The sequence below is a fragment of the Chryseobacterium shigense genome (assembly GCF_014207845.1).
GTDB classification, from domain to species: domain Bacteria; phylum Bacteroidota; class Bacteroidia; order Flavobacteriales; family Weeksellaceae; genus Chryseobacterium; species Chryseobacterium shigense_A.
The window spans coordinates 1,606,132-1,630,868 of record NZ_JACHLC010000001.1; the positions used below are offsets into that span (position 1 = coordinate 1,606,132).

25 protein-coding genes are annotated in these 24,737 nt (G+C 36.4%); 10 read left to right on the forward strand and 15 right to left on the reverse strand.

The window, feature by feature from the left end:
- Nucleotides 1–1,095: an MBL fold metallo-hydrolase gene (locus tag HNP36_RS07400; RefSeq protein ID WP_184158908.1), complete on the reverse strand. Its 1,095-nt coding sequence runs from the start codon at nucleotides 1,093–1,095 to the stop codon at nucleotides 1–3.
- A 316-nt stretch (nucleotides 1,096–1,411) separates the two neighbouring features.
- On the opposite strand from HNP36_RS07400, the gene HNP36_RS07405 reads away from it, so the two are divergent.
- A complete protein-coding gene (locus HNP36_RS07405; RefSeq protein WP_184158906.1) occupies nucleotides 1,412–2,944 on the forward strand; it encodes a S41 family peptidase in 1,533 nt (510 codons plus the stop codon).
- Between the two features lie 41 nt (nucleotides 2,945–2,985).
- Here HNP36_RS07405 and HNP36_RS07410 read toward each other — a convergent pair whose 3' ends face one another.
- From HNP36_RS07410 to HNP36_RS07430, 5 genes are all read right to left on the reverse strand, one after another.
- A complete protein-coding gene (locus HNP36_RS07410) occupies nucleotides 2,986–3,576 on the reverse strand; it encodes a hypothetical protein (RefSeq protein ID WP_184158904.1) in 591 nt (196 codons plus the stop codon).
- Between the two features lie 17 nt (nucleotides 3,577–3,593).
- The gene (locus HNP36_RS07415; protein ID WP_184158902.1) at nucleotides 3,594–4,094 is read right to left on the reverse strand and encodes an RNA polymerase sigma factor; all 501 of its coding nucleotides are present in this window, start codon (nucleotides 4,092–4,094) and stop codon (nucleotides 3,594–3,596) included.
- 486 nt (nucleotides 4,095–4,580) lie between these two features.
- Complete coding sequence (locus HNP36_RS07420) at nucleotides 4,581–5,396, reverse strand: hypothetical protein (protein WP_184158900.1); 816 nt, start codon at nucleotides 5,394–5,396, stop codon at nucleotides 4,581–4,583.
- Between the two features lie 20 nt (nucleotides 5,397–5,416).
- Nucleotides 5,417–5,917 carry an RNA polymerase sigma factor gene (locus tag HNP36_RS07425; protein ID WP_184162186.1) on the reverse strand — a complete coding sequence of 167 codons (501 nt, stop codon included), beginning with the start codon at nucleotides 5,915–5,917 and terminating at the stop codon, nucleotides 5,417–5,419.
- Between the two features lie 154 nt (nucleotides 5,918–6,071).
- Complete coding sequence (locus HNP36_RS07430) at nucleotides 6,072–7,700, reverse strand: NADP-dependent glyceraldehyde-3-phosphate dehydrogenase (RefSeq protein WP_184158898.1); 1,629 nt, start codon at nucleotides 7,698–7,700, stop codon at nucleotides 6,072–6,074.
- Nucleotides 7,701–7,879: 179 nt separating this feature from the next.
- Here HNP36_RS07430 and tpx point away from each other — a divergent pair, with 179 nt between their 5' ends.
- Nucleotides 7,880–8,437 carry a thiol peroxidase gene (tpx, locus tag HNP36_RS07435; RefSeq protein WP_184158896.1) on the forward strand — a complete coding sequence of 186 codons (558 nt, stop codon included), beginning with the start codon at nucleotides 7,880–7,882 and terminating at the stop codon, nucleotides 8,435–8,437.
- A 56-nt stretch (nucleotides 8,438–8,493) separates the two neighbouring features.
- Here the strand turns inward: tpx and HNP36_RS07440 are convergent, their stop codons facing one another.
- Nucleotides 8,494–9,213: a TonB-dependent receptor plug domain-containing protein gene (locus HNP36_RS07440; RefSeq protein ID WP_184158894.1), complete on the reverse strand. Its 720-nt coding sequence runs from the start codon at nucleotides 9,211–9,213 to the stop codon at nucleotides 8,494–8,496.
- A 256-nt stretch (nucleotides 9,214–9,469) separates the two neighbouring features.
- On the opposite strand from HNP36_RS07440, the gene HNP36_RS07445 reads away from it, so the two are divergent.
- The 4 genes from HNP36_RS07445 (at nucleotide 9,470) to HNP36_RS07460 (ending at nucleotide 12,643) form a co-directional block, all read left to right on the forward strand.
- Nucleotides 9,470–10,537, forward strand: a complete 1,068-nt coding sequence (locus tag HNP36_RS07445) for a hypothetical protein (RefSeq protein WP_184158892.1) — start codon at nucleotides 9,470–9,472, stop codon at nucleotides 10,535–10,537.
- Between the two features lie 88 nt (nucleotides 10,538–10,625).
- Nucleotides 10,626–11,006 carry a helix-turn-helix transcriptional regulator gene (locus tag HNP36_RS07450; protein WP_184158890.1) on the forward strand — a complete coding sequence of 127 codons (381 nt, stop codon included), beginning with the start codon at nucleotides 10,626–10,628 and terminating at the stop codon, nucleotides 11,004–11,006.
- Nucleotides 11,007–11,223: 217 nt separating this feature from the next.
- On the forward strand, nucleotides 11,224–11,436 hold the full coding sequence (locus HNP36_RS07455) for a hypothetical protein (RefSeq protein ID WP_184158888.1): 213 nt from the start codon (nucleotides 11,224–11,226) through the stop codon (nucleotides 11,434–11,436).
- A gap of 172 nt (nucleotides 11,437–11,608) precedes the next feature.
- Entirely contained in the window at nucleotides 11,609–12,643 is a 1,035-nt protein-coding gene (locus HNP36_RS07460; RefSeq protein WP_184158886.1) for a RelA/SpoT domain-containing protein, read from the forward strand.
- 105 nt (nucleotides 12,644–12,748) lie between these two features.
- On the opposite strand, the gene HNP36_RS07465 is transcribed toward HNP36_RS07460, so the two are convergent.
- The 6 genes from HNP36_RS07465 to HNP36_RS07490 all read right to left on the reverse strand — a co-directional run bounded on the left by HNP36_RS07465 (nucleotide 12,749) and on the right by HNP36_RS07490 (nucleotide 18,132).
- On the reverse strand, nucleotides 12,749–13,192 hold the full coding sequence (locus HNP36_RS07465; RefSeq protein WP_184158884.1) for a hypothetical protein: 444 nt from the start codon (nucleotides 13,190–13,192) through the stop codon (nucleotides 12,749–12,751).
- An 86-nt stretch (nucleotides 13,193–13,278) separates the two neighbouring features.
- Nucleotides 13,279–15,264 (reverse strand): urocanate hydratase, encoded by a 1,986-nt coding sequence (locus HNP36_RS07470; protein ID WP_184158882.1) that lies wholly within the window; start codon nucleotides 15,262–15,264, stop codon nucleotides 13,279–13,281.
- A gap of 268 nt (nucleotides 15,265–15,532) precedes the next feature.
- Nucleotides 15,533–15,823: a hypothetical protein gene (locus tag HNP36_RS07475; RefSeq protein WP_184158880.1), complete on the reverse strand. Its 291-nt coding sequence runs from the start codon at nucleotides 15,821–15,823 to the stop codon at nucleotides 15,533–15,535.
- A gap of 54 nt (nucleotides 15,824–15,877) precedes the next feature.
- Nucleotides 15,878–16,861 carry a 2-hydroxyacid dehydrogenase gene (locus HNP36_RS07480; RefSeq protein WP_184158878.1) on the reverse strand — a complete coding sequence of 328 codons (984 nt, stop codon included), beginning with the start codon at nucleotides 16,859–16,861 and terminating at the stop codon, nucleotides 15,878–15,880.
- 90 nt (nucleotides 16,862–16,951) lie between these two features.
- Nucleotides 16,952–17,215: a prevent-host-death protein gene (locus HNP36_RS07485; protein ID WP_184158876.1), complete on the reverse strand. Its 264-nt coding sequence runs from the start codon at nucleotides 17,213–17,215 to the stop codon at nucleotides 16,952–16,954.
- 266 nt (nucleotides 17,216–17,481) lie between these two features.
- The gene (locus HNP36_RS07490; protein ID WP_184162183.1) at nucleotides 17,482–18,132 is read right to left on the reverse strand and encodes a protein-L-isoaspartate(D-aspartate) O-methyltransferase; all 651 of its coding nucleotides are present in this window, start codon (nucleotides 18,130–18,132) and stop codon (nucleotides 17,482–17,484) included.
- Between the two features lie 138 nt (nucleotides 18,133–18,270).
- Between HNP36_RS07490 and HNP36_RS07495 the strand changes: the two genes are divergently transcribed.
- From HNP36_RS07495 to HNP36_RS07510, 4 genes are all read left to right on the forward strand, one after another.
- The gene (locus HNP36_RS07495; protein WP_184158874.1) at nucleotides 18,271–19,233 is read left to right on the forward strand and encodes a Gfo/Idh/MocA family protein; all 963 of its coding nucleotides are present in this window, start codon (nucleotides 18,271–18,273) and stop codon (nucleotides 19,231–19,233) included.
- 34 nt (nucleotides 19,234–19,267) lie between these two features.
- Entirely contained in the window at nucleotides 19,268–20,149 is an 882-nt protein-coding gene (bla-A, locus tag HNP36_RS07500; protein WP_184158871.1) for a CGA/CIA family class A beta-lactamase, read from the forward strand.
- 111 nt (nucleotides 20,150–20,260) lie between these two features.
- Nucleotides 20,261–21,151: a 3-hydroxybutyryl-CoA dehydrogenase gene (locus tag HNP36_RS07505; protein WP_184162180.1), complete on the forward strand. Its 891-nt coding sequence runs from the start codon at nucleotides 20,261–20,263 to the stop codon at nucleotides 21,149–21,151.
- Nucleotides 21,152–21,203: 52 nt separating this feature from the next.
- Complete coding sequence (locus HNP36_RS07510; protein ID WP_007845674.1) at nucleotides 21,204–21,443, forward strand: hypothetical protein; 240 nt, start codon at nucleotides 21,204–21,206, stop codon at nucleotides 21,441–21,443.
- A gap of 52 nt (nucleotides 21,444–21,495) precedes the next feature.
- Here the strand turns inward: HNP36_RS07510 and HNP36_RS07515 are convergent, their stop codons facing one another.
- A complete protein-coding gene (locus tag HNP36_RS07515) occupies nucleotides 21,496–21,906 on the reverse strand; it encodes an META domain-containing protein (RefSeq protein ID WP_184158870.1) in 411 nt (136 codons plus the stop codon).
- 216 nt (nucleotides 21,907–22,122) lie between these two features.
- A complete protein-coding gene (gene pheT / locus HNP36_RS07520; RefSeq protein WP_184158868.1) occupies nucleotides 22,123–24,525 on the reverse strand; it encodes a phenylalanine--tRNA ligase subunit beta in 2,403 nt (800 codons plus the stop codon).
- Between the last annotated feature and the right edge of the window lie 212 nt (nucleotides 24,526–24,737).

A 24,737-nucleotide genomic window follows, 5' to 3' on the forward strand; every position in this document is an offset into this window, starting at 1 on the left:
TTATGCCTCCCACCACTCCCTGAAACTATGGTGCGATTGATTCATATTAACGACTTCCCCAATCATCGGGGTAAGTATACTAAGTCCTTTTTCTTTTCCTAAACCTGTTATTTTTTGAAGTGGTTCATTCCAGGGATGAAGAGCCAGCGCAAATTTTGAAGAATGTACAGGAATAATATGTTCAGCCTTAAGATCAGAAGCAGCCTGAATAACATCTTCCGGCAACGCATGGATATACCGCCAGGCTTCATCATACTGCCCGTTTTCAAGAACTGCATAATCAAAAGGGCCAAACTGCTCTCCAATATTTTTAAAATGGGAATCGTAGCCGCTATCGCCACCCAGAAATATTTTTTTTGTGGGAGTTTCCAAAACATAGGATGTCCACAATGTATTATTCTGCTTTATTTTTCTTCCTGAAAAATGCCTTGCCGGTGTAAAAGTGATTTTCAGGTCATTTTTTAAAAGCACTTTTGCTCCCCATTCTTCCTCGATTAAATTTTCTTCACTGTATCCCCATTTTTCCAGATGTGCCCCAACCCCTAAAGGTACAACAGCCATTCCTGTTCTGTCTTTAACTGCCTTCACCGTTGGATAATCCAGATGATCGAAATGATCGTGTGTAATAACCAGATAATCCAGATCGGGAATATCTTCCGGTGTAAATACATCTGAGCCTTTAAAAGCTTTATTGAAATATTTAAACGGGGAACCATATAAACTCAAAACAGGATCTACAAGAAAGGAAACACCGTCCGTCTGCAGGTAATAGGATGAGTGCCCCAACCAGATGAAAACGTCCTGATTTTTCTGAATATTTCTTAAATCCGTATGAACAGAAGGAATATCCTTCAAAGGTTTCAGTAAGGGATGTTTCTTTCCCAGCATGAAATCATAAGTTACTTTTATAGTACTATATCCTTCTGCGATGGAAGGTGTATGATTTATGTTCTGAAATCTTTTATTTTTATAAAGCCCGGATTGTTTTATACGCTGCAGCCTTCTGCCTTTCGGTTCTGATCCAAAAGCGGGCAGATTCATAACCCATAGATAAACGGCAACCAAAACGGCAGCTGCTAAAATCAAATATATCATCTTCATCAAATAAACCTCAAAGGTATTGACTTTTAGACTGACATGAAAATACAGCTGTTTTTTTAATTTAATTTGAATATCAAATTGCTTTTGGCAATTAAAAGTTCCAACTACCTTTTGATAGTAAGAAGTTGTAAAAAAATTACGTAATCTGGAATGATACGGTAATTTTTCAGGATCTTAATTATCTTATTAAGTAAATGAATCTATAAATACAGAACATTTTTATGAAACATTCTGAATAATTTAGCATTTATTTAAACCAGAATATTTTTAATCTTTTTTAATTTAGTAGATTGAAAAAATTCAAAATACGTTGAAAAATTATTCGATCATACTGCTGGCCGCAGCACTCTCTTCATGTGCATCAATCAGGAGGCATAATGAACAGAGGACTGCATGCATTAGTCCTGAAGAGCTTAAGGAAGATATAGATTATGCTTATCTGAAGCTTCAAAAAATGCATCCCCAGCTTTACTGGTATATTTCCAAAAAGGATCTTGACCATAAATTCGACAGCCTTAAGCAAACTATCAACCAGCCTCTAACCCCGCTTCAGTTTTATTTTAAATTGCAGCCTGTGATTGCCGATATCCGTGAAGGGCACCTGTCACTGAGAATTCCCAGACAAAAGTTTTCAGGAAAGCAAATTAAGGCTCTTGAACATAAAAAGGGAATGTTCAGCCGTTTTGAGTATTACATAAAAGATAATCATTTATTCATAGTTCAGAATAAGGATTCAATAGAGAATATAAAGCCGGGAACCGAAGTTCTGTCAATCAATAACATCCCCGTATCCGAATATATAAAGAAATACCGTGAACTCATTAGCAGCGATGGTTATAACACTACTTTTTATCCGTATTTTCTGAAGGATGTCTTTTTCAATTTTTATACTGCTGAAAACGGATTTGCAGATACAGCATGTTTGGAAACTTTGTATAACGGTAAAAGCCAGAATTATACCCTTCACCGGGAATCCAAATCCAAAAACGACCTGGAAAAAGACAAGGAACAGGAAAAACGAACCCCGGAAAGGAAAGTCAATGATTATGTAGCTTTCAGTAATTCCTATAACCGGAATTTTAAATTTTTGGACAAAGACAGCACAACCGCTTACTTAAAAATAAAGAGTTTTTCAAGCGATTATTCGGATAAGTTTTACAGGGAAACCTTTGCTAAAATTAAAAATGCGGGAGCCAAATATTTAATCATAGATGTCCGCAATAATTACGGAGGATCTTTGCACGAAATCAACAATCTGTATTCTTACCTGGCCCCGGAACCTTATGTTCTGATAAAACCCTCACAGCTTACTTCAAGGATCAGTCCGCTAAAAACCAACTATTTCAGGAAAAGCAGCCCTTTCCAGTATGCTTTTAAAAGCCTTGCCTATCCCACATATGTATTTGCACAAACCTTCAGTACTTATAAAAAAGATGGAAAAATATATTACAGAATGAAGGCTGATAAGCCCACAAAACCTCATAAAGATGCTTTCAAAGGCAAAGTGTTTGTACTCATCAACGGAGGAAGCTTTTCCGCCTCTTCGATTATCACTGCAAAACTGAAATACGACAAACGGGCAACCCTGGTTGGTGAAGAAACAGGAGGTGCAAATGACGGAACAGTAGCCGGATTTTATTCTTACCAGAAACTGCCTCATTCAAAGATTAATTTCCCTATTGGACTGCTTTTGGTACAGCCCAACATTGATTTTGTGAACACAAAAAGAGGAGTTTTGCCAGATGTCACCATCACTGAAAGCATGCAGGACATCATCAATAAAAAAGATCCGCAGCTGGAATGGGTGAAAAAAGAAATTGCAAAGGAGGAAGCCGATAAATAGTTTATAAGGTTTCGGCGGGCTTTCAGCCCGCCGAAACTATTTTACTTTTTTAATTCTTTCAAAAGGTTCTCTATGTGTACAATATATCTTCCGTAATAACGGTAAAACCAGAACTTTCCACTGATAAACAGGGCAAAAAGCCCTGCCGTTACTGAGCTTATCAGGATCACGGCAGTTTTTGTTTCACTCATGGGTTGCGGCCACGGTATAAATTCTATAACAATAATCATTTCGCAAACTATAAAAGGGACGAAGCTCAGATAATACGACAGATAGTACTGCTTATTGAGGTTAACCTGCATAACGAGATCTTTTAAAGAATCGTAGGTTTTGAGCATAGGATTGCTGATATCATTATAAAGCCTGAAAAATTTACTGAAAAAGAAAATCGTAACAACAAGCATTGATGCTACCAGAACCGTAATATAAAACTGGAATTTAAAAGGCCTGCAGAATGCACATACTATAAATGAAAAAATAAAGATTCCAATCATCAACCAAAATTCCATGCGCATATTTTTACGCATTTTTTCCAGCGGAAGGTTGATTTTATTTCTCTGTTCAATACTTATTTCGGGTGTTTCCTGAGAAACATCTTCATTCCATATATTTTTTAATTCATCTATATTCATTGGTACTGATTTAAAAATTATGATTTGTTTGAGTTTAAAATATCCTTAAGTTTATTTTTTGCACGGTTCATTCTCACTCTTGCATTGCCTTCGGAAATTCCCATCTGTTCAGCAATCTCTTTCCCCGAAAAATCTTCCAGGTAATAAAAAATGAATGCTTTATCTATGGAGTTCAGCTGCCGGACTGCTTCATACATCTGTGCTAATTTTTCTTCCTTTCCATAGTCATAATCATCCTGAATAATTTTATAACCGGAAAAATCCTCATTGGAGATAAAGCTTCTTTTTTTCTCGGTTTTCAGAAAAATGATTGCTGTATTGAGAGCAATTCTGTACAGCCATGTAGAGAATTCGCTTTCCCCTCTGAAATGAGGATATGCTTTCCAGATCTGATAGGTTATTTCCTGAAAAAGATCATTGCGGTCTTCTTTTTCGGACATGTACATTTTAGAAATCTTGAAAATGATTCCTTTATGTTTTTCAATTTTATCTAAAAATTCCTGCTCTAATGAGTTCATGATTCCGGGCTCTGTAGAGTTAGTTTTAAATGTAAAAAAATGTTACAGATATTTCTTAAAAATAAAAAACCCGACAGAAATTTCCTGCCGGGTTCCATTGTGTGTTTTTTTAAGCTCTACTCCGCATCTGTTTATGAAAAAACAGATCTTTTGTATGAAATAGTTTTCTAATCAATAAACTACTGTTTGAAGTATTTACTGATTAAAATTGAACAGTCAGTTTTAATTTGAGCAATCACAAATACGATACTAACATTTTATATTTCTAATAGTTAGTAGAAAAAAAGTAAAAATGTTACACTTTTTTGAGAAAAATTTACACTAAAAAGTGAAATTTCATTTCCTTTATTTTCATAATATTCATAAATCCTTTATAACAGCTACTTTCAGCAATGCTATGCTTATCAAATATTTTAGTAAAAAATCCTGACAGAAAATTTCCGTCAGGATTTAGCTTATAAATTGAAATATTATAAAGATAAGTTTTTAGTTCAAACTGTTCAGTGCCTTTTGAAGTGACTGGATATCAATGAAATCAAGTTTTACCCCGATAATGATGAAAAGCAGGAGAAGGAGCGTTAAAAACACTACAATAAAAATATACACAGAAACAAACCATATAACGGTATTCAGAATATTTCCGTTGAGCCCGAATTTATTCATGAAAAATCTCTGGGAACGCTCAAACCATGAATTCTGCCTTACTTTTTTAGGCTCTACTTCCAGTCCGTTTAGTTCATCTACCAGGCGTACTACATCTTCTATATACCTCCCGTACATATAGTAGATCCAATATTTTATAATGAACCAGACCAACATCAAGGTAATCATAAAGCTGATGCCAAAAATGGCAAGATTGTATTCTATTTCAAAATGAAAATTGATCTTGATGAGAGATAACAGAAAAGCTAACGGAATGTAGGAAATATAATAGGCAATGTAGATTTCTTTCGATATTAAAAGCTGTGTTTTAAGGTTAAACAGATCATAGTTTGTATTAATTCCGCTTTTACGGAGAATTTTATAAAGTTTGAGGAAACGGGAATAAAAGTAAATAATGAAAGCAAGGGTAAGCACCACTACAAAAGCTGATATAATAACAATATTCGCATCCCCGGAGGCAAACGGAAAACCTATCAGAAGCGTAGGCATGGTAATTACCATTAACCAGAATTCCGTTTTCATATTGATCCTCAGCATCTGCATCGGTGAATGAATCTCACGCTGCTTTTCCAGGGAGATTTCAGGCAGATCTTCCCTGTTATCCTTATTCCAAAGTTCTTTAAAATTATCTAACTCCATCTGTTTTGTTTTAAATCTGTTTATTTTTTTTGCTTTTCAATGATTTCCTTTAATTTTGTCTTAGCTCTGTTCAGCTTTACACGGGCGTTTACTTCGGTTATACCCAATTGCCCGGCAATCTCTTTACCTGAAAAATCTTCCAAAAAGAAAAAAATAAGTGCTTTGTCTATAGGACTCAGCTGGTGAATAGCCTCATACATCAACTTCATATTCCTGTCATCTGTATCATTGTAGGATTCCTGAGGAACAACAAGATTCTCTATTCCCTGGTTTTGTATAAAACTACGTTTTTTTTCGCTACGCAGGAATACGATCGCTGTATTTAGTGCAGTTCTGTAGAGCCATGTTGAAAAGTCGCTTCTTCTTTGGAAATCGCCGTATGATTTCCAGGCCTGATAAATGATCTCCTGATAAAGATCACTTTGATCATCCCGATCGTCCATATACATTTTAGAGATCTTGAAAATAACACCTTTATGTTTTTCAATTTTCTCCAAAAATTCTTTTTCCATTAAAGACATCATTGAAACTCTATTCATAAAGCAGCATTTTAATCAAAAACACCACTTTTTTAACACAAAACTAAAAACTCCACGTCTCAAAATACAAAATCCTCAAAAAATAAAGAAATTTATTGAGGATTATTATTTTATGTTAAATAGAGAAAAAATCAGCCTAGAAAATATAGTCGGTGCTTAAAAAATTAGAATCATGTTCTCTCACAATGGTATTTAATAGTTTCTTGTTGGAATCCGTCAGTTTTGCAGCTACCAGGGATCTGATTGAAAATGAACGGAGCGCATCAAAAACAGAAAGCGTGCCTTCTGCACTGTCTTTTCTTCCTGTGAATGGAAAAACATCTGGGCCTCGCTGTGCCTGGCAATTGATGTTGACACGGCTTACAAGGTTCACAAAAGGATCAATCAGCCTGGAAACTTCCTGCGGGTCTTCACTGAAAATACTTACCTGCATCCCATGCGAAGCATTTACCTGGTAATCAATAGGCTCTTCGATATCTTCAAACGGCACCACGGGAATTACCGGTCCAAACTGCTCTTCATGATACAGCTTCATGTCGCTATTAACAGGATAAACCACTGCAGGAAATACAAAAGATTCTTCTGTGAAGCCTCCGTTTTCATTTAAAACTTTCGCACCTTTTGTCAAAGCATCCTCAATACATTCTTTCAGATAAGGCGGTTTATTCACTTCTGGGAGCGGGGTCACTTTTACATCTTTTTCCCATGGAAGACCCGGCTTCATTGCTGAAACGGCAGCACTTAATTTCTGAGTAAATTCTTCAGCAATTTCTTTCTGCACAAATATCAGCTTCAATGCGGTACACCGTTGCCCGTTGAATGACAGGGCTCCAAGAATACATTCATTTACTGCAACATCCAGATCGGCATTTTTGGTTACAATAGCCGCATTTTTAGCATCAAGGCTGAGAATAGCACGTAGGCGGTTCACTTTAGGATGCAGCTTTTTCAGTCCGTTGGCTACTTTACTGGATCCTATAAAGGCCAGAACATTCACTTTTCCGCTTTCCATGATCGGGGTGATAATTTCCGAACCTTTTCCGTAAAGGGTATTTACGGTTCCCTTCGGAAAGGCTTCTTTAAAGGCGTTCAATAACGGATAATGGGCCAGAACACCATGCTTCGGAAGTTTGAATAAGATGGTATTTCCCATGATCAAAGCGGGAATCAGCGTAGTAAAAATTTCGTTTAATGGATAATTGAAAGGCCCCATACTCAGAACCACCCCAAGCGGTGCTCTTCTGATCTGTGCTATGGTTCCTTCAGCCTGTTGGAAACGGGATGATTCTCTGTCCAGATCTTTCAGCGCATCAATAGTTTGATTGATGTAATCTACCGTACGGTCAAATTCTTTGGTTGAATCCGCCAGTGTTTTACCAATTTCCCACATCAGCAGCTTAATAACCAGGTCACGCTGCTGGATCATCAGATAGACAAATTTCTGCATACATTTGATGCGCCCTTCCACGGACATTGTCGGCCATTCTCCAAGACCGTTATCATAAGCTTTAACGGAGGCTTCAAGAACATCCATCGCTTCTTTGGGACCTATATTCGGGATACTACCCAAAAGTTTTCTCTGCAACCCGTTTTCCATAGGAATACATACCGGTGAATAGATATTCTGCACCTCTCCTTTCCATTCTATAAGTTCTCCATTAAGCAGATAGACCTTCTGATGAATCTCGGGAACTTTATATTCTTCGGGAATCTCATTTTCGCTTTTAAAAATATCCTGAAATAACGGTTTGTTTACTGAATCCATAAATTTTTATTTTGTTGATGAATTGAATGTAAAATTTCATCTTTTACAGAATAAAGGTAGATGTTACAGTTGGTAAAAAAAATAGACATTTGATAGATTTGCTCTATTTAACGGGTCTTTAAATTAAAATTAATCTCAGCAAGTGAAAAAAAGAATAATTTTGTTTAAAAATAAAACTTATGTTTTCAAGAATAATTTTCAGTACATTATTTCTTTTCTCAACATTTCTTTTTGCTCAAAATACGGTTTTGATGGGAGGAAAACCTGTACATACCTATGCAAAATTACCTGCGGTAAATAAAGCCGCTCCCCAATTTACCCTTACAGATGTTACCATGAAGGACCAGACTTTGGATTCTTATAAAGGAAAATATGTTATCCTTAATATTTTTCCGAGTGTAGATACGGGTGTTTGTTCAGCTTCTGTGCATCATTTCAATGAAGATGCGGGCAATATCCCCAATACGGTTGTGCTTTGTATTTCCAAAGACCTTCCTTTTGCGCAGAAAAGATTTTGTGGTGCTGAAGGAATCAAGAATGTTGTAATGCTTTCGGATTTCCGTTCGGATTTTGGAAAAACCTATGGCGTGGAAATCACAGATTCTGTAATGAAGGGACTTTTGAGCAGAGCCGTTGTTGTAATTGATCCTTCAGGAAAGATTGTTTATGAGGAGCAAGTTGCTGATATTTCGCATGAACCGAATTATGAGGCAGCAATTGCAGCTGTAAAAAAATAAGCTTATGCTTTCTTTATAAAAAGTTTTCGGGCGATCTTCGATCGCCCGAAAACTTTTTATTTCTTCATTCTCCATTTCTTTTTCGTGGTCAATATGATCACTCCATTTTGTGCTTTTGAACCATAGATTGAAGTGGCAGCTGCATCTTTCAGAATTCTCATGGTTTTTATTGCATTGGGATCTGTTTCCTGTAAATCTTTTAAACTGGCTATTTTGCCGTTCATAACCACCAAAGGTTCCTGATCTTTCCTCACACTGGAATTTGCTCCTCCAATTCTTATCGGCTGATTATCTACCGGCATTGGACTACTGACTATTCCCTGAATTTTTGATACAATTTCTTCCGGTTTATCTTCTTTAGCATTTAATGCAGATGCAGGAACCACTGTTGTTGATCCAAGCATTCTTTGACTTTTTTGGTGATTAAGTGCAGTAACTATAACTTCCTCCATTTTTTCAGCCCTTAAAGTATCCTTATTTGTATTTTGTTGAGCATGTACGGAAACCAAGCCTCCTGTTGTAAGAACAAAACCTAATGCAAACTTTACAAAAACTGAATTGATATAAGAGTACTGTAAGTTTCTATTTAACTGTGATTCATAAAAATTTCCACAAATTTCCTTTGAAGAATCGGAAAAAGCATCTATTATTTCCTGGTCGGAAGCAACGGTAAAATCCCGGACAGTTTTTGAGCAAACGGAGCAGAACCTTCCTTTTTCTTCGGGTGTCATTGTTTCCCAGCTTTCGTGACATGGCTTTGGTATAGTGATTTTCATATGATCTTTTGATATAAAGATGCTGAAGCTGCCTGAAAGGTTGGAAAAATGTTATAAATTTCTATGAAAACTTAATACTGAAACCGTTAAATTTTTAATTACAATTGAAAAAGTATTTCACTCAGCAAATAATTTCCGTATAAACACTGAGGTCATTATTAAACAGTTTTTTTATATTTGATATGAAGCCAATCTTATTGCCGATCAGGCAGTACGGAAGCTAAAAACTAACTGTAACCATTAAATACTTTATGATATGAGCAAATACAATTACAATGCCTGTCTAAAAGCTATTAGCGAACAACACGGCAAACCACCAACTGAATTTCTTGACACATTGGTTGATACTATTGAGGCCCTTCCCAATGATGTCTTTTCACGAAATGACAAATATGATATTTACAGTGTAATGAATGGCGTATTAGGCCCTTACGCGGATCTGCTTCACAGAAAAGCGGTAATGTGTGAGGTTCTGCGGGTTGTAGCCGCTTTTGAATCGGACTGGGATTGGAATGAGGGCGTGGATACAGGAAAGCCAAAATCGAAGTTCAAAAAAATAGCAGAAGAAACCGGTGCATTTCAGGTTTCGTTCGATTCTATGTCGACGGACAAAAGCCTGCAAGAATGTCTCGATAAGCATGAAGGCAGGCATGATGTAGAAACGTTTATCACGGCAATGAAATCCAATCATAAACTTGCTGTGGAATATTGTGCAAGGCTGTTCAGGTTTGATACCACCTGGTGCGGAACCGTGAAAAACAAGAATATGGTTATTTCACATGTAAGCCGGAATTCTGTAGAAGAATTTAAAAGCTTCCTTTCCGTAGAACCCATTGTGGCCGACAATACGGAGAATCCTGTATCTAATGATTCACAACACATAAATGATCTGGTGCATATTGCTTCAAACCCGGCTAATAATTTTAAAAGCCTGAAGGATATACAAAACAGGGCCGCAAAAAAATTATTGGTGTACGATGGCGATAAATATCCTACAAACGGCTGTGCAATAACCCTTTCGCTGATATTGCAGGACGCTGGAATTCCCGTAAAGGATATCTACATGGCAATTGAATTAACAAATATTCTCCGCAAAAAAAGAAACTGGGGAGTAATACCCAATGGTTCCCAGCAAAGCGGGGATATAGGAACTACATGCGGAACAATTCCAAATCATGGATACGACCATATTTATCTTGTAGTAGAACGAAAAGGTAACGATGAAATGGTTATTGTGGATAATCAGAAAAATGAGCCCCATACCAGATTTGCAAGTGGAAAGGGAGGAAAAACACCTACCAAATATTTCTTAAGAGCCGTATAATAAAAAAACAGCATTATCCAAAGCTAATAAAACAGCCAACACCTGTTTTTTTTGGGTAATATTTTGCATATTTGTATAAAATACAGCTATGCAAAAAGAAAAACTACGCGACGTAAGAAAAAGAAAAGGTTTTACACAGCAGCAGATTGCAGACATTATTGCAACAGATGTTTCCAACTATAGCAGAAAAGAATCCGGAGATGTATCCATAAGAAAGGAAGAATGGGACAAGATTGCTCGTTTTCTGGAAGTTCCCTTAGAAGAAATTTATCAAGACAATAATGAGGAAGTTTCACAAATCAATCATTTTGATAACAATACGAACAGCAACAATATAGGAAACGTAAGTGGAAATTATTATTGTAATGTTCCTGAATATCTTTTGGAAACTCAGAGGGATCTTATACAGCTTCTGAAAAAAGAAAACCAAAGACTGGAAGAAGAACTCCAAAAGACCAAAAGAAAGTAAAATTATCTTTTTAAACTTTTTTAATAGTTCAAAAAAATAAAACTCAGCTATCTGCTGAGTTTTTTATTTGGTCGTTAGGTGTTATTTCGCACTGTCAATTTTTTTAAGAAACAAATTTTATTAACCACAGATTACACAGATTTACACGGATGATTACGCATAATTTTAAAAAGTTCAATAAATATAACATAAACATCTGTGCAAATCTGTGTAATCTGTGGTTAAAACCTATACATCATCCCAGCTTTATCCCAATACTCATAAAAGATTGATTTCCTTTATCAATGCCTCTTACTCTATCTTTTCCAGATCGTTTTTGTTTACCATAGAAGAGTTCTTTGCAGCCTTCAATGTGGAAAGCAAAGGATACCCAACAATTACCGGATATTTCCCCCACTGGGAATTGGAAACAAAAGTAATTTATAGTTAGCTCCAAACACCATTGTTTTTCCCAAATGTAAATTGTATTTGGCTATAAACAGGGGTGTTTTAACGTTTTGTAAAAAGTTTTTGGGGTGAAACAAGGGTATTTGGGATTATGGGTTCCCGTAAGTGTGAGTAATTTTATTTTTATATATTTGAAACTATTCTTTATCTCAAAAATGAAATATAGTAGAAAACAAATTACTAAAGCAGGAGAAAAGCTAATGACATCCAAATCTAGTAAGGAAATTGAAGATGCATTAAATATAATAAATAAATGGAGAACAAGCCATCTTCTTCCTTTAATAATTTTAAAAAATAAGCTATTAAGAACTCTTAAAGAAAATAATATTGAGCCTAACTTAGTTTCTCAAAGATTAAAACGATTAAGTTCCATTGAGTATAAATTAGATCTAAATCCTAGCATGGGCTTAGGAGGAATGCAAGATATTGGTGGCTTTAGATCAGTTCTAAAAGATGTACAAGATTTAAAAAATCTTGACAATGCTTTGCGTCATCAAAAAAGTCATCATAAGCTTGAGAAAGTTGTTGACTATATCCAAAATCCTAAACACACTGGATATAGAAGCATACATTATATATATAAATATTCTTCTAATAAGGAAATGTATGACGGCTTAAAATTAGAATTACAAATCAGAACAAAACTTCAGCATAATTGGGCAACTGCGGTAGAAACTGCAGGAATAATTACAAAAACATCTTTAAAATCAAATCAAGGTCCTGATAAATGGCTAGACTTTTTTAAAATTGTAAGCTCTCTTTTTGCTATTAAAGAAGAGCTTCCGGTTATGGAAGAACATAAAGAACTAACAATGCAAGAGTTAATGGTTCAATGTTATAAGTATTGTGGTGAATTAAACATTTTAACAAAACTAAAAGCTATAAGAGTTTCAAGTAATAGAATTGAAAAGGATAAATTTCCTGGTGACTATTATTTGCTAAATATAAATATTATATCAATGTCAGTAAATATTAAAATTTATAACAAGCAACAATTTGAAACTGCAACAAATGAGTATTTAAGACTTGAAAAAACTATTAATGAAAATGAAAATGCCGTAGTCTTAGTATCAGCTTCATCAATACGAACTTTAAAAAAAGCTTACCCAAGTTACTTCTTAGATACTTCTGAATTTATTTTAGCCATTGAAAAAATTAATTCAAACTGCAAAAAGTTAAAATATGTCTAAATTTTTGTAAGTAATCTACATAATAAAATCCACCTCTCGGCAGGTTTTTCTATATCTAAAAAGTTTTAAAACAAAACTATCATCCAAGAAATTTTCACCAATAATCTAATCCCCATCTCCTCCAATAGAATTAAACTCTTGTGTAGAATAATGTAAGAAAAACAATATTAGCAAATCATCAACAGAATCATCACTCTCAATATAAAAAACCTTATTCTTTTCTTCCTTAATTTCTATTAACAGATTTCCTTTTTCGAATAATTGATTTGTTTTACTCAATTTGAAATTGTAGATCTTAACATTTTCTCCGGATTTTATAATTCTTTCTTTTTGTAAGTCCGTAAAATAAATAACTCCTTTGGAATTGAAAAGCTCCGCATCATTCTTTAGAAAGCCAACATTTTTTATATCATAACTTCTGGAATTAAAAATAATATAGTGCTCTGAATAAAAGATCTTATTCATTTCTACAATTCTTCCGATCTCTTTTTTATCCTCTGAAATTAAGGCAAACTGTTTCTTAATAAGTTGAGTTGTATATTTTTTCAAATATTCAAGGTTTAAGTTGGAGATAAAAATAAAAAAACTTTGCTATACCAATACAGCAAAGTTCTTTCTTATGATAAATTTTTTATTTAAAACAAACCCTCATCCACAAAATTCGGAAGCGTCACTTTCAGGTTCGGTTCTGCTTCCATAGCTCTTTTAATAGCGAAAACAGCGCCTTCATTTCTGGCCCAGCTTCTTCTTGAGATTCCGTTGTTTACGTCCCAGAAGAGCATAGATTTTAATCTTCTGCCGGCATCTGCGCTGCCATCCAGCAGCATCCCGAAGCCACCGTTAATTACTTCGCCCCAGCCTACTCCGCCACCATTATGGATAGAAACCCATGTAGCTCCGCGGAAGCTGTCACCAATTACATTGTGAATGGCCATATCTGCTGTAAACCTTGAACCGTCATAAATGTTGGAAGTCTCTCTGTAAGGCGAATCTGTACCGGAAACATCATGATGATCCCTTCCTAAAACCACCGGACCAATCTCTCCGTTCTTAATGGCATTGTTGAAGGCTTCGGCGATCTTCATTCTACCTTCTGCATCTGCATACAGGATTCTCGCCTGGGAACCTACTACCAGTTTATTTTCCTGAGCCCCTTTAATCCACTGAATATTGTCTTTCATCTGTTGCTGGATCTCTTCAGGGGAATTTTTTACCATTTCTTCCAAAACAGCACAGGCAATATCATCTGTTTTCTGAAGGTCTTCCGGCTTTCCGCTTGTACATACCCAACGGAACGGCCCAAAACCATAATCGAAGCACATAGGCCCCATAATATCCTGAACATAGCTTGGGTATTTGAACTCTCTTCCCAAACTAGGATTTTCTGCCATCACATCCGCCCCCGCTCTGGAAGCTTCCAGTAAAAAGGCATTTCCATAATCAAAGAAATAGGTTCCTTTCCGGGTGTGTTTATTGATAGCAGCTGCATGTCTTCTTAACGTTTCCTGAACTTTCTCTTTGAATAATTCAGGATCTTCAGCCATCATCCTGTTGGATTCCTCAAAGCTCTGCCCTGCCGGATAATAACCGCCCGCCCACGGATTGTGAAGGGACGTCTGGTCTGATCCTATATCTATCTTTAAATTCTTCTCATCAAATTTTTCCCAAACCTCAACAATGTTTCCGAGGTAAGCCAGAGAAACGGTTTCTTTATTTTCCTGGGCTGTTTTTACTCTTTGTACCAGTTCATCAAGGTTTTCATGAATTTCATTCACCCATTTCTGATCGTGGCGGATTCTGGTAATTTTAGGGTTCACTTCTGCACATACGGTAACGCAGCCTGCAATATTTCCTGCTTTTGGCTGTGCACCACTCATTCCCCCCAATCCTGAGGTCACAAACAGACCGCCTTTAGGCTCCTTATTTATTTTTCTGAAAGCGTTCAGAACAGTGATGGTTGTTCCGTGAACAATTCCCTGCGGCCCAATATACATATAGCTTCCTGCCGTCATCTGCCCATATTGGGTAACACCCAGAGCATTGAATTTCTCCCAGTCATCCGGTTTGGAATAATTCGGAATCATCATTCCATTCGTTACCACAACTCTCGGCGCATCTTTATGGGACGGAAATAATCCCATCGGGTGCCCTGAATACATGGTTAAAGTCTGTTCATCCGTCATTTCAGACAGATACTTCATCGTCAGAAGATACTGGGCCCAGTTGGAAAAAACAGCTCCGTTCCCACCATACGTAATAAGCTCATGAGGATGTTGCGCTACAGCATAATCAAGGTTATTCTGGATCATCAGCATGATGGCTTTTGCCTGCTCGGATTTTCCGGGATATTCTTCAATCCCTCTCGCTTTCATCTCATAATCCGGACGGAAACGGTACATATAGATTCTCCCGTATTTCTCTAATTCTTCCTTGAATTCAGGCAGCAGCTCCGCATGAAACTTAGGATCAAAATAACGCAATGCATTTTTAAGAGCAAGTTTTTTCTCCTCCTCTCCTAAAATTTCTTTACGCTTCGGTGCATGGTTGATATTGGTTTCGTACGGTTTAGGCTGTGGCAGCTGATCCGGAATCCCCTGCTGTATCTGTTCTTGAAATGTCATATTGCTATTTAAAGTTCAATGTTTAGAATGAATTGTTTGAAGTTTTAAAGATATTCAAATTAGGAAATATAGGCAAGGTTGATGTGCTGATTTGGCAATATGATCATTCTATATTTTGTAAATTATCCTTAATTTGAAAACATACCGGTGAAAATTCCCCTCCAGAGGAGGGGAATGTACTCCCGGGAAGACAAAGGGTTTTCAAAAATAAAAAACCTCACTGAAAATCAATCAGTAAGGTTATTATATTTTATTGTAATACCTCGATTCAGGTTAAAACATCGTCATTTTCCTCTTCGTGGTCGTCATCATTGTCGCTTAAGCTCCAGTAATTATTTTCTTCATCTTCGGAACCTATTTCTTCCATGTCATCATCATCTTCGGCTCCCGGGATATCAAGTCCTTTATCCAGCTTATCATCATCCATTTCATTTAGTATAGGGTTTCCGTCACCATCAAGCGGAATGTGGGGTTCCTTATTGAATATATCTTCATTGGGATTGTAATCCATCTGCTCCAGTTTTCTGTTTTGCTCGTTCTTATTATTTTCAGGTATCATAATATTTTGTATTTAGGGGTTTATCAATATCGAACAAAAATAATTCCAAGTCCGTTAATTTTTCCCGGAATATACTTCCGGATTGGCACAATATGGAATTTTTTCACCTTTAAAAAAAGCGATGATATTTTCAGCCGCAATCTTTGCCATTCCTGTTCTGGCCTCAATGGTAGCAGAACCTATATGCGGAAGTACACAGACATTTGAAAGCTCCAGCAGCGGACTTTCCTTAGACATAGGTTCCGGATTGGTTACATCTAAACCGGCACCCCAGATCTTTTTTTCAGTCAAAGCTTCATAAAGATCTTTCTCATTCTGAAAACCTCCTCTTGCCGTATTAATAAAAATAGCATCAGATTTCATTTTTTCAAAAACAGAACCGTTGAAAAGGTCTTTCTGCTCAGGGGTAAAACTGGCATGAATGCTCAATACATCAGATTGTGCAATCAATTCTTCAAAAGAAACATAAGCGGCATTCAGCTCCTGTTCTGCTTCTTCATTCCTGTGACGGTTGTGATAGATGATTTTCATATCAAAAGCTGCCCTGGATTTTTTAGCCATTTCGAAGCCAATCCTTCCCAGCCCTAGTATTCCCAGGGTTTTTCCATACAATTCCTGTCCAAGAGCATGTAACGGATCAAAATCTCCCCAGTTGCCGTCTTTTACTTTCTGAAAATTATAGCTTGCTCTTCTGGCTACAGACTGCATCAGTAAAAAAGCAACATCAGAAGTTGCTTTACTCAGGACATCCGGGGTATTTCCTATGGGAATATTTCTTCGGTTGGCTTCCATAATATCCACATGATCAAAGCCTACGGAATATAAAGCGATTGTTTTTATATCGGGACATTGATCAAAGAAATCTTTGTCGTATTTAAATTCCGCTCCTACACTCAGAATGGCATCATTGTTCTGACAGTGAATCAGCCATTCTTCATGCGAAAGATTTTCATGTTCCGGGATAAAAACCTCCAGTCCTGCTTCTTTCAGCATATTGATTCCTTCTTGCGGAATTCTTTTGCTCACAAATACTTTCATATTTTATTTTGATTTAATTCTGTGTTTACAATATCCAATAAAAAACCTCACTTCTGTTAAAAAGTGAGGTTCTTTAACTTAAATTAAAAATTATTGATCTTCATCTGAAAGATCCTGATTTTTGTCCCAGACCTGAGAAGCCATTTCCTGAATTTCTTCCCAAACATCTTTTGCCGATTTCTGTGTATGAGCCATAAATCCCTGCTTTGTAGGTTCCTGATTCTTACTTTTCATATCATTCATATAATCCTTTACCTGCTGGGTATAGCTTTCTGTATGGTATCCGGGATTATTATGCAGGTTTTTCTGAATATTACTGAAATCATGTGATGATTTAAATCTATTCGTGTCCATAATAATAAAAATTTAAGTGATTAGGTCTTACATTGAATCCAATTACTGTTCCGAAGCCGTCTTAAAGTTTATTAAAATGGATAAAAGCTTTGAATTGATTTAACCACAAAAGGCACAAAATTTTTGAATGCTTTGGTTATTTAAAGTTTAATATTTCGAGAAAAAGTACACTTAAGTTCTTCTAAAATCTTAGGTTTTCTTCTTATGTGAACTTAATATTTTTCGAGCTTCTAAATTTTTGTGCCTTTTGTGGTTTAAAAAATTTGTTAATGATTGGTATCTCCCAACATAGGAACGAATTTATAAGCGCCGAACTCTTCTTTTTCGAATTGTGTAGGAGCCGTTTTTGTAAATCTGTACAGAATCTGCTCATCGGTAGGACCTAACGGAATAACCATTTTCCCGCCGACATTAAGCTGCTTTAATAATTCCGTAGGTAAAACTGAAGCACCACAGGTAACGATAATCTTATCAAAAGGAGCGAAAGTAGGAAGTCCTGCAAAACCGTCTCCGAAGCTCTGAAATTTTGGATTCAAATGCAGCTCACGGAATTTCTTCTTTGAGAAATCAAAAAGGTCTTTCTGCCTTTCCACCGTGTACACCAATGCTTTCATAGCTAATAGAACGGCGGTCTGATATCCGCATCCCGTCCCTATTTCAAGCACTTTCTCACCTGGCTTCACCTGTAACAGCTCAGACTGTTCCGCTACTGTTGAGGGATGTGAAATGGTTTGGTGTGATAGTATGGGAAACGCCCGGTCTTCGTAGGCAAAATCTTCGAAAATACTTTCAATGAAAAGGTGTCTCGGAACTTCGCTCATTGCCAAAAGTACATTTTCATCCGAGATTTCTATATTATGTCTTAAGTATTCGACAAGAATCTTTCTTTTTCCTTTATGTACAAACGAATCATGCATCATTAGTAAGATATAGTTATCAGGTTGCGGGCAGTAGTTTCTACAAAAGTAAACAAACTATCAATATTTGTCAACCTAAAATCTGCAACCTCCTTCTTAATACCTAAAATTATTATCTTTACAAAAATTAAAAAATCTATGTTAAAAGCAGGTTTGGTAGGTGCCGGACATCTGGGAAAGATCCATTTACGACTTCTTAACCAGTCAGATAAGTACGAGCTGGTAGGTTTCCACGATAAAGATACTGAAAACGGAAAAAAAATAGAAGCTGAATTCGGATATAAATATTTTGAAAATTTTGATGAACTTCTTGAGCAGATCGATATGCTGGATATTGTAACTCCTACGATCTACCATTACGATTATGCACTGAAAGCCATTGAAAAAAAGCTTCATTTTTTCATTGAAAAACCGGTGACACAGACACTTGAACAGGCAGAAGAAATTCTTCACAAATGCCAGGAAAATGGTATCAAGGCACAGGTAGGACATGTTGAAAGATACAATCCGGCTTTTATTGCCACTAAAGAATATATTAAAAATCCGATGTTCATTGAGATTCACAGGCTGGCGGAATTCAACCCCAGAGGAACTGATGTTTCTGTGGTGCTTGATCTTATGATTCATGATCTGGATATTTTGCTGAGTATGGCTAAATCTAAGGTTAAAAATATTCATGCAAGTGGTGTATGTGTGGTAAGTAAAACTCCGGATATTGCAAATGCCAGGATAGAATTTGAAAATGGCTGTGTAGCGAATCTTACAACTTCCAGAATTTCCATGAAGGCTATGAGAAAGAGCCGTTTCTTTCAAAAAGATGCTTATATTTCTGTAGATTTCCTTGAGAAAAAAGCAGAAGTGATCCGGATGAAAGACGCTCCTGAAAATCCCACCCCTTTCGATATGATTATTGAGAATGCTGATGGTGAAAAAAACCAGATCCTGTTTGAATATCCGGATATCCAGCCCAATAATGCTATCCTTGATGAATTAAATTCTTTTGCAGACGCCATTACGGATGGTAAAAATGTGGAAGTTTCCCTGGAAGACGGAACAGAAGCTTTAAAAGTTGCCCTTGAAATTGTAAAACTGATTTCATAATTCCAATAAAAAAACTTTTTTAACTTTTAGCATTATGAAAAAAATAGGTCTTTTCTTTCTTTTGGTTTCGTCACTGGCCATTGCACAGAAATCTGCTTTAGAAAAGAAAATAAATTCAATTACGCAAAACAAAAAAGCAACAGTCGGGGTTTCTGTTCTGGGTTTCGAAAATAATTTCCAATACAGTAAAAACGGGGATCAGAAGCTTCCTATGTTAAGTGTTTTCAAGTTTCATATTGCATGTGCAGCTTTGGATCTTGTAGATAAGGGAAAATTATCATTAAACCAGAAAGTATTCATACATAAAACCGATCTGAAGGAAAAAACATGGTCTCCGTTCCGGGAAAAGTATCCTGCCGGAAATATTGAAATTACTTTAAATGAAGTAATCGACTATACGGTAGCTTTCAGTGATAACAACCTGTGTGATGTTCTTTGGAAACTTATTGGCGGGGCAAAAACGGTACAGCAGTTTATGAATGCCAAAGGGGTAAAAGACTTCCAGGTCAAGTACAATGAACAGGAGATGCATGAAAAAAGCTGGGAATCACTTTACGAGAATTACAGTACGACCAATTCTGCCGTATCGGCCCTGAAAAAGTTCTATGACGGGAAATTGCTTTCCAAAAAGTCTACGGATTATCTGATGCAAATTATGACCGGAACGAAAACAGGAACCAATAAAATTGTTGAGCAGCTTCCGAAAAATACTCCTGTTGCACATAAAACAGGCTCTTCAGGAAAAAATAACAAAGGACTTACGATTGCTGAAAATGATATGGGAATCATCACGCTTCCAAACGGAAAGCATTACGCAATTGCCGTATTTGTAAACAATTCTACGGAGACAGAAGCTGTAAACTGTAAAATGGTTTCTGATATTTCCAAAGCGGTTTGGGATGATTTTAATAAGTAAAATATTAAGCTTATTTTTAAAGCAGATAAATGACTTACGGCTTAATAATTAAAAGCCGGCAGGCTGAATCACCTAAAATTTAACTATCTATAAAAAATAAAAGAAAAAATGATCAAAAACATTGTAGTTATTGGAGCCGGAACCATGGGAAATGGTATTGCACATACTTTTGCACAAAGCGGATTCAAAGTAAATCTGGTAGACGTATCCCGGGAGGCTCTTGACAGAGGGATTAAAACAATCACAACCAACCTCGACAGAATAATTGCAAAGGGAAACCTTACAGAAGAACAAAAAACTGAAACATTAGGAAATATCAGCACTTTCACAGAACTTAAAGAAGCTGCCGGAAGCGCAGATCTTATCGTGGAAGCTGCAACTGAAAACCAGGACCTGAAGCTTAAGATCTTTGGTCAGATGGATGAATTTGCTCCTGCCGACTGTATCCTGGCTACCAATACCTCTTCTATTTCTATCACAAAGATTGCAGCAGCTACCAAAAGAGCTGATAAAGTAATCGGGATGCATTTTATGAATCCGGTTCCTATTATGAAGCTGGTAGAGATCATCAAAGGATATTCTACTTCCAAAGAGACTTTTGATGCCATTTATGAGATGAGCAAAACATTAGGGAAAGTTCCTGTGGAAGTGAATGATTATCCTGGTTTTGTGGCTAACAGAATTCTTATGCCAATGATTAATGAATCTATCGAAACACTATACAACGGTGTGGCAGGTGTAGAAGAAATAGACACGGTAATGAAGCTTGGAATGGCACATCCTATGGGACCTCTTCAGCTTGCTGACTTTATCGGTCTTGATATCTGTCTTGCGATTCTTAATGTGATGTATGACGGCTTCAAAAATCCTAAATATGCTCCAAACCCGCTTCTTGTAAACATGGTGATGGCCGGAAAACTTGGGGTGAAGTCCGGAGAAGGTTTCTATGATTATTCAGAAAGTAAAAAAGCTGAAAAAGTTTCAAAAATGTTTTTGAAATAATTTTAAGTCAATAATTTTATTTATCTTTGATTAAAGTTAAAATATTAAAAAAATGAAATTACCAAAGTTTTTATTAGCAGACAATTCGGAATTTCCTGAAGATTTATTCGTAGTTCATACAGAATACCCAAGATTTATCTTAAACGTAGAGGAAGAAGAAGTTGAGTGGCTGGATGATCTGGAAGGCGATGATGAGGAAACTATGGCAGATGAGGCTACAAAAGTGGTAGAAGCTGCGTTTAAATGGTGCGATGAAGAATTGGCTAAATACGACGAAGAAGAGGAAGAATAATAACTACCTTACACATAAAAAAAGGAACTCAAATTGAGTTCCTTTTTTATTTTTATTCAGTTTTATTGAATTTCAACAGCAGAAGATTGTCCTGATAAAGTTCCAGAGTGGTTCCGGAAACTACATATTTATTAGCCTTCCCCATCATATCCATAAAGTTCTGCTCAACGCTCACATTATTGCACATCATTTTGGTAGACCCCATTTGACCGGCAGAGAAATCTCCTGTGGAAGGATCTAATTTAGCCGTTCCGAAATAGTTATTACATCCGCCATTTCCACTGATCTTTTCACCATCGATATTAAGGGTCGGAACCTTGCCTTTCACGTTATCTGCCAACGTCCATTTTGTACCGGCCAGTGAAGGCTGTACCTTACCCACTTTAGATGCGGAAGGGCTGGACATTGTACCACAAGACGCAAGAACAGCTGCCGCACAAATACTTAAAAAAAGATTTTTCATTTTTTTCTTTTTGAATTACTCAAATTTAAGGAAATATTATTATCTAAACGGCTTGTGAAGGATTTTATTATTTCCTGGGAGTCTATTTTAGGATTATTTTTTAGTCTTCCGTTATTGAGCAGATGATAACGTTAAAAATAAGATGATGCGGATGTGTGTGAGGTTGCAAATAAAAAACGGGCTTTACAGCCCGTTCCAATATGATTTTATTCTTAACTAAGATCTTAATTCTGCATTGTATTCTTTCTGGAATGCTTTGATTAATGAATCCATCACGGAAGCAATTTCTTTTTCTTCCAGTGTTTTTTCTTCATTTAAAAGCTCAAAGCTCATTGCATACGATTTCTTGCCTTCAGGAAGATTTTTTCCTTCATAAACATCGAATAAGTTGATATTCCTGATGTAAGGTGATTTGTTCTTTCTGGCAGTCTCGTACAGGTCCTGATAATTGATGTTCTTATCGATCAACAGAGCAAGATCCCTTCTGATTTTATTGAATTTAGGAATATCGTTAAACTTAAGAACATTTTTAGAACGCAGTTCCTGAGCCAATTCAAGCTCAATTTCTGCGTAGAAACATTCCTGATCGATATCAAAGTCTTTCAGTAGAATCGGAGATACTTTTCCTATTCTTACCAAAGCTTTTTCTCCTGTTTCATAAGCCAATGCATCAGAAAATCTTTCATCCGTTAAAGGAATTTCCTTATAAGTAATGCCAAGTCTTTCCAACAAAACTTTCACATAAGCTTTAAGATGATAGAAGCTTACCGCAGATTTAGGCTGCAGCCAGTTTTCGGCAACATCTCTTCCCGAAACAAGAAGGGCAAGCTGCTTTCTTTCTTCGTACTTATCTCTTTTATGATAAATTTTCCCGAACTCAAAAAATTTGATATCCTGGTTCTTTCTGTTGATGTTATAAACCGCATTTTGCAGAAGACCTTCCAATAAGGATTTTCTCATAAACGCAAGATCTCCGCTCAAGGGGTTCAGTAATTTTACAGCATCTTTTTCATCTTTTACAGATGTAAGAGAGTTGTTCATCACCTCATTGAAGCCAAGCCCCTGTAAAGTTCTCGCCCAGTTGTTTTCAAGCTCGTCCTGATCGTTGGCACTCAGTTTTACCGGAGTAAATGAAATTTTCTGCGGAGCATCTATTTTATTGTATCCGTAGATCCTTAAAATTTCTTCAATGACGTCTATTTCTCTTGTTACATCTGCTCTGTAAGCAGGTACTGAGATTTCAAGACCGTTCTGGATTTCATTCAGAACCTGGATTTCAAGGGACTTCAGGATTTCTTTTACTTTTTCTCTGTGGATTTTTGTTCCAAGTATCTGTTCGATTCTTGAGAACCTGATGATTACATAATTGTCCTCAATTTTCTTCGGATATTCTTCCAGTAAATCTCCTGCTAATTTTCCTCCGGCAAGTTCCTGGATCATTTTAACAGCATGGGTAATTGCTGTTCTGGTCATATTGGGATCTACTCCCCTTTCAAATCTGAAAGAAGCATCTGTATTTAAACCATGGAATTTAGCGCCTTTTCTCACGGCTACCGGATTGAAATAAGCACTTTCCAGGAAAATGGTTTTTGTTTCATTGGATACCCCTGAACTGGCACCACCAAAAACACCGGCAATACACATCGGGTTATCTTTTCCGTCTTTGATCATCACCTCAGAACCGTTTAATGTTCTTTCTACACCATCCAGAGTGGTAAATTTTGTCCCTTCTTTTACGGTTCCCACCTTCACTTTATTACCGGTAATTTTATCGGCATCAAATGCATGAAGAGGCTGGCCGTATCCGTGAAGAATATAATTCGTAATATCTACAATATTGTTGATCGGGCTTAAGCCGATTGCTTTCAGTCTGTCTTTTAACCAAGCCGGAGATTCTGCCACTTTTACGTCCTCAATAACAGCTCCGATATATCTTGGGCACAGTTCTTTATTTTCCACTTCTAAAGTGAAACTGTGTGAACCTTCAACGTTCAAAGCTACAGAAGCTACTTTTGTAAATATTGATTTCTGCTGATTCGTTGAAAGGAATGCATGAAGGTCTCTTGCAACACCGTAATGCGACATGGCATCGGTTCTGTTGGGTGTTAAACCAATCTCAATTACTTCATCATTAGTCAATTCAAAATAGTCAGCAAAATTCTTTCCTACCTGGTATTTTATTTCATCCAGAACCATAATTCCGCCATGATCATCGCTAAGGCCAAGTTCATCTTCTGCACAGATCATTCCCTGGGAAACTTCACTTCTTATTTTCGCTTCCTTGATCTCAAAAAAGTTTCCGGTTTTGTCATAGATTTTAGTTCCAACAACGGCTACAGGAACTGTTTGCCCTGCTTCAACATTAGGAGCACCACAAACAATATTTAATATTTTCCCATTCCCTACATCAACTGTCGTTTTCTTTAATTTGTCGGCGTTCGGGTGTTTCTCACACGTCAATACTTTACCTACTACAATACCTTCCAGACTTCCTTTAACACTTTCAAATTTTTCTATCCCCTCTACTTCAAGACCAATATCTGTAAGGAATTCTCCGATTCTTTCAGTTTTCAGTTCCGTTTTGATAAAGTCTTTCAGCCAGTTGTTTGATATTTTCATTTATTAAATTTTGAAAATTTTATTTGAATTTTTTTCCAGTACAAATGTCGTGTTTTTTTAAGAAATAGAGAAATTTAGAAATGATTTTAAAACAAATAGTTTTTGATTAATCATCTCCTATTCATTTAGAGAATTTCCCTGTAAAAAACCGAATATATAACGTTATTTTACTTTTTAATTGCTTGTTGAAATAAAAAAGAGACTGAAAGATT

What these genes read in the sequence shown, in the direction of transcription:
- HNP36_RS07515 (WP_184158870.1), bottom strand. Translation starts at nt 21,906, where the DNA reads ATGAAAAATCTTTTTTTAAGTATTTGTGCGGCAGCTGTTCTTGCGTCT.
- pheT (WP_184158868.1), bottom strand. Translation starts at nt 24,525, where the DNA reads ATGAAAATATCAAACAACTGGCTGAAAGACTTTATCAAAACGGAACTG.
- HNP36_RS07470 (WP_184158882.1), bottom strand. Translation starts at nt 15,264, where the DNA reads ATGACATTTCAAGAACAGATACAGCAGGGGATTCCGGATCAGCTGCCA.
- HNP36_RS07415 (WP_184158902.1), bottom strand. Translation starts at nt 4,094, where the DNA reads ATGAACTCATTAGAGCAGGAATTTTTAGATAAAATTGAAAAACATAAA.
- HNP36_RS07485 (WP_184158876.1), bottom strand. Translation starts at nt 17,215, where the DNA reads ATGGACACGAATAGATTTAAATCATCACATGATTTCAGTAATATTCAG.
- HNP36_RS07425 (WP_184162186.1), bottom strand. Translation starts at nt 5,917, where the DNA reads ATGTCTTTAATGGAAAAAGAATTTTTGGAGAAAATTGAAAAACATAAA.
- tpx (WP_184158896.1), top strand. Translation starts at nt 7,880, where the DNA reads ATGTTTTCAAGAATAATTTTCAGTACATTATTTCTTTTCTCAACATTT.
- HNP36_RS07490 (WP_184162183.1), bottom strand. Translation starts at nt 18,132, where the DNA reads ATGCATGATTCGTTTGTACATAAAGGAAAAAGAAAGATTCTTGTCGAA.
- HNP36_RS07400 (WP_184158908.1), bottom strand. Translation starts at nt 1,095, where the DNA reads ATGATATATTTGATTTTAGCAGCTGCCGTTTTGGTTGCCGTTTATCTA.
- HNP36_RS07460 (WP_184158886.1), top strand. Translation starts at nt 11,609, where the DNA reads ATGAAATATAGTAGAAAACAAATTACTAAAGCAGGAGAAAAGCTAATG.
- bla-A (WP_184158871.1), top strand. Translation starts at nt 19,268, where the DNA reads ATGAAAAAAATAGGTCTTTTCTTTCTTTTGGTTTCGTCACTGGCCATT.
- HNP36_RS07495 (WP_184158874.1), top strand. Translation starts at nt 18,271, where the DNA reads ATGTTAAAAGCAGGTTTGGTAGGTGCCGGACATCTGGGAAAGATCCAT.
- HNP36_RS07475 (WP_184158880.1), bottom strand. Translation starts at nt 15,823, where the DNA reads ATGATACCTGAAAATAATAAGAACGAGCAAAACAGAAAACTGGAGCAG.
- HNP36_RS07480 (WP_184158878.1), bottom strand. Translation starts at nt 16,861, where the DNA reads ATGAAAGTATTTGTGAGCAAAAGAATTCCGCAAGAAGGAATCAATATG.
- HNP36_RS07410 (WP_184158904.1), bottom strand. Translation starts at nt 3,576, where the DNA reads ATGAATATAGATGAATTAAAAAATATATGGAATGAAGATGTTTCTCAG.
- HNP36_RS07510 (WP_007845674.1), top strand. Translation starts at nt 21,204, where the DNA reads ATGAAATTACCAAAGTTTTTATTAGCAGACAATTCGGAATTTCCTGAA.
- HNP36_RS07420 (WP_184158900.1), bottom strand. Translation starts at nt 5,396, where the DNA reads ATGGAGTTAGATAATTTTAAAGAACTTTGGAATAAGGATAACAGGGAA.
- HNP36_RS07450 (WP_184158890.1), top strand. Translation starts at nt 10,626, where the DNA reads ATGCAAAAAGAAAAACTACGCGACGTAAGAAAAAGAAAAGGTTTTACA.
- HNP36_RS07445 (WP_184158892.1), top strand. Translation starts at nt 9,470, where the DNA reads ATGAGCAAATACAATTACAATGCCTGTCTAAAAGCTATTAGCGAACAA.
- HNP36_RS07430 (WP_184158898.1), bottom strand. Translation starts at nt 7,700, where the DNA reads ATGGATTCAGTAAACAAACCGTTATTTCAGGATATTTTTAAAAGCGAA.
- HNP36_RS07440 (WP_184158894.1), bottom strand. Translation starts at nt 9,213, where the DNA reads ATGAAAATCACTATACCAAAGCCATGTCACGAAAGCTGGGAAACAATG.